The 2,880-nt window shown below is 64.3% G+C and carries 3 protein-coding genes; all 3 read left to right on the plus strand.

Annotated features, from left to right (window positions below):
* Positions 1–181: 181 nt before the first annotated feature.
* Entirely contained in the window at positions 182–967 is a 786-nt protein-coding gene (locus SH809_00215) for an SIS domain-containing protein (protein MDZ4698099.1), read from the plus strand.
* Positions 968–969: 2 nt separating this feature from the next.
* Positions 970–1,749 carry an SDR family NAD(P)-dependent oxidoreductase gene (locus SH809_00220; protein ID MDZ4698100.1) on the plus strand — a complete coding sequence of 260 codons (780 nt, stop codon included), beginning with the start codon at positions 970–972 and terminating at the stop codon, positions 1,747–1,749.
* Positions 1,750–1,907: 158 nt separating this feature from the next.
* Positions 1,908–2,880, plus strand: a 973-nt coding sequence (locus SH809_00225) for an FAD-dependent oxidoreductase (GenBank protein ID MDZ4698101.1), incomplete at its 3' end; no start/stop codon positions are given.

A 2,880-nucleotide genomic window follows, 5' to 3' on the forward strand; every position in this document is an offset into this window, starting at 1 on the left:
CGTCACCGCTACGCGCCGACGGGATTTGCCCCTCCTCGGATCGAGGAGGGGCCTGATCGTCAGGAACGGTCGAGCTACAAAAAGTGTCCGAAGTATTAAGGTTACATGTTTGCTTGAAATGTAAGCATTGCGACAAACCTGCCAACCTGCGACTTGCCAACCTGTAACCTGCCAACCATCCATGAACCCCGCACTTGCCTATTTCGACGCCGCGCAGGCGATCATTTCCCGTATCCGTGACACCCAGATGCCGGCGCTGGAGCGGGCGGCCGACATCTGCGCGCACAGCATCGGCAACGACGGCCTGGTCCACCTCTTCGGTTCGGGTCATTCGCGCATCCCCATCGAGGAGATGTTTCCGCGCCACGGCAGCTTTCCGGGGTTCCACCCGATGGTCGAGCTCTCGCTCACGTTCCATAACCCCGTCGTCGGCTCCAACGGGCAGCGGCAGGCCATGTACCTCGAGCATGTGGAAGGCTTTGGGAAAGTCATTCTGCGCAACTTCGTGCTTGAGGCGCCGGACAGCATGATCGTCTTCTCGAACAGCGGCGTAAACGAAGTGGTGGTCGAAGTGGCCATCGAAGCCCGCAAAAAGGGCTTGCCCGTCATCAGCGTCGTGTCGATGGAGCACTGCCTCGGTGCGAAGCCGCTGCATAGCTCGGGCAAGCGCCTTCCCGATGTTTCGGACGTGACGATCGACAACGGCACGCCGGGTGGCGACGCGATGGTGAAGATCGATGGACTGGAGGACCCGGTCGGCCCGGGTTCGACCATCGGCGGGGCGGCCGTGGTGAATGCGCTGAAGTGTTTGATCGCCGAGCGGCTCACGCGGATGGGCAAGCCCCCGATTGTGCTCTCCAGCAGCTGGTTCATCGGCTCGGAGGAGTCGAAGAAGCGGTTCGACGTGTGTTACGACGACTACCGCCGGCGCATGGTACGCGCCCTCGGCGGCGTAAACGGGCGCTGATCATGACGCCGATCCTGGGGGACAAAATCACCTTCGTCACCGGCGTCGCCAGCGGCATCGGGCAGGCGGCGGCCCGGGTGTTCGCCGAGGCCGGCGCCACGGTGGTGGGCGTCGACCTGGACATCCAGCAGGGCCAGGCGACGATCGATGCGATCCGAGCCGGCGGCGCCGACGCCGCGTTTTTCCCGGCCGACGTCACCCAGGCGAGTCATGTCGACGATGCCGTCCGCCAGGCCGTCGCTCGGTTCGGCCGGATCGACGCGGCGTTTAACGTCGTCGGCGCCAGCGGACGCCGGCATGGCGACGGGCCTGTGCACGCTTGCACGGAAGCCGGCTGGGACTGGACGATGGATGTCAACCTCAAGAGTATGTACCTGTGCTGCAAATACCTGGTTGCCCAGATGCTGGCGCAGGGTCGGGGCTCGATCGTCAACCTCGCGTCCGTCCTCGGGATGGTGGGGGGTGATGAGGATTTTGGCACCCACGCCTACGCGGCCAGCAAAGGCGCCGTCATCAGCCTCACGCGGTCGATCGCCAGCTACTACGCCCCGAACGGCATCCGCGCGAACGTCCTCTGCCCGGGCCTGATCGCGACGGCGATGAGCCGGCGCGCCCAGGAAAACGACCACATCAAAACCCGCCTCAAAACCCTGCAACCCCTCACCGGCGACTTCGGCAGCGCCGAGGACGTGGCCCGCGCTGCCCTCTACCTCGCCTCCGACCAGGCCGCCTTCGTTACCGGCGCCGTCCTGACGGTGGATGGAGGATGGACAGTAAGGTAAAAGTGAAAAGTGAAAAGTGAAAATTAAAGTGCAATCTGAAAAGCGAAAAGTGCAAATTAGGTATCCTTCTCTTCACATTTTGCACGTTGCACGTTGCACTTTACACTTTACACTTTACACTTTACACTTTACACTTTGCAATCTCCCTAACGTATCCAATGCCTCACGTTTTTTCGCGCTCTCTTCCCAACACATTCACCACCGACGTTCTCGTCGTCGGGAGCGGTTCGGCCGGCGCTACGGCGGCGATCACGGCGGCCGGCGAGGGGGTTCGGGTCGCGTTGGTGGAGCGGTACGGGTTCATGGGGGGGATCAGCACGCAGGTGCTCGACACCTTCTACGGCTTTTACACGCCCGGCGAACCGCGTCAGAAGGTGGTCGGCGGGGTGCCGGACCGGGTGGTGGACGCCCTGATGGGCCATGGCGCGGCGCTCATCCGCCCCAACACGTACGGCGCCGGCGACGGCATCACGTACGATCCGGACATCCTCAAGATCGTCTGGGAAACGCTGGCGCGTCAGGCCGGCGTTCGCCTCCTCTACCATACCTTCGTGCTGGACGCGCTCGTCGAGGACGGCCGGGTGTGCGGCGTCGTCGCGGCGAATAAGTCGGGCCTGCTGGCGCTGCGGGCGCGGGTCGTGATCGACGCCTCGGGCGACGCCGACGTGGCCGCGGCCGCCGGGGCACCCTTCGAGGGCCCGGCGGATGGCCCCGTGCAGTCGCTCACGACGACGTTCAAGATGGTCAATGTGGATATGGAGCGCGCCCTGAAAGTGACCAAAAAGGACCTCCATGCGCTCATGGCGGAAGCCATTGCGAGCGGCCGTTACGACCTCCCCCGGAAGGAAGGCAGCATCCACATCACCCCGGTGGATGGGATGATGGCCACGAACATGACGCGAGTGGGCGACGTGGACGCCACGGACGCCGAGCAGCTCACCCACGCGGAGATCGAGGGCCGGCGCCAGGCACTGGCCTACGCCTCGTTCCTGCGCGACCGCGTGCCTGGCTACGAGCATGCCGCGATGACGGGGCTGAGCCACCAGATTGGCGTCCGCGAGAGCCGGCGCATCCATGGCGAGTACCGCCTCAGCCGCGCGGATGTGCTGGCGGCACGGGATTTCGACGACG

It is taken from the genome of Rhodothermales bacterium (assembly GCA_034439735.1).
Classification (GTDB): domain Bacteria; phylum Bacteroidota; class Rhodothermia; order Rhodothermales; family JAHQVL01; genus JAWKNW01.

Coding starts and splice junctions, on each gene's coding strand:
- SH809_00215 (MDZ4698099.1), top strand. CDS start 182: ATGAACCCCGCACTTGCCTATTTCGACGCCGCGCAGGCGATCATTTCC.
- SH809_00220 (MDZ4698100.1), top strand. CDS start 970: ATGACGCCGATCCTGGGGGACAAAATCACCTTCGTCACCGGCGTCGCC.